Source organism: Marinomonas sp. ABL3_031 (genome assembly GCF_056161265.1).
Window position 1 is genome coordinate 1 of record NZ_JBSWYU010000036.1, and the last position, 749, is coordinate 749.

Sequence of the window (749 nt, forward strand, 5' to 3'; positions counted from 1 at the left end):
AAACACTAGGTTAACGTGTTTCTCACCGGTTTAACGCTTGATTCATCGTTATTTCAAAATTCGAATTGTTAAAGAGCAAGTTTAGTGCAAAGCACTAAGTCAGAGACTATAAATCACCTCCGCATAACGAATCATGCAGGGCTAGTAGTATCTTGCTTAAGGCTTTGAGTGTGTCGTGTTGTTTCTTTACTAAGAAATGGTGGAGCTATGCGGGATCGAACCGCAGACCTCCTGCGTGCAAAGCAGGCGCTCTCCCAGCTGAGCTATAGCCCCATTTTTTAGTCTTTTTAACCGACTCTAATGATCAACACATTAAAGTATTTTCCAAAATTTCAAGAACAAGGCTTTTAAGTTTGACGTTTAGCCTGCCAAACGAGAACTTAAATAACGCCGTCATTGAGATTTTGGTGGGTCTGGTCCGATTTGAACGGAAAGACACGACCTCACCTACTTTTCTTATAAAGAGAGGGGTGCGCTCTAACCAACAATCAACTTTGACCAAATTCCAATCTATTCGATTGGTGGGTCTGGGCCGATTTGAACGGCCGACCTCACCCTTATCAGGGGTGCGCTCTAACCAACTGAGCTACAGACCCGGTCCAGACTACGACACTCTAAACTACAGACATCAGATAATTTGTGTGAACGCTCACCAGTGCTTCTATCGTTTAAGGAGGTGATCCAGCCCCAGGTTCCCCTAGGGCTACCTTGTTACGACTTCACCCCAGTCATTGACCACTCCGTGGTAA

The 749-nt window shown here is 44.9% G+C and carries 2 tRNA genes and 1 rRNA gene; all 3 read right to left on the reverse strand.

The features are described 5' to 3' along the window. Window positions 1-197 precede the first annotated feature (197 nt). A tRNA-Ala gene (locus ACXAH2_RS17145) sits at window positions 198-273 on the reverse strand. Between the two features lie 246 nt (window positions 274-519). Next, window positions 520-596, reverse strand: a tRNA-Ile gene (locus ACXAH2_RS17150). Window positions 597-669: 73 nt separating this feature from the next. Further along, window positions 670-749: ribosomal RNA gene (locus ACXAH2_RS17155) — 16S ribosomal RNA — on the reverse strand; the annotation flags it as partial.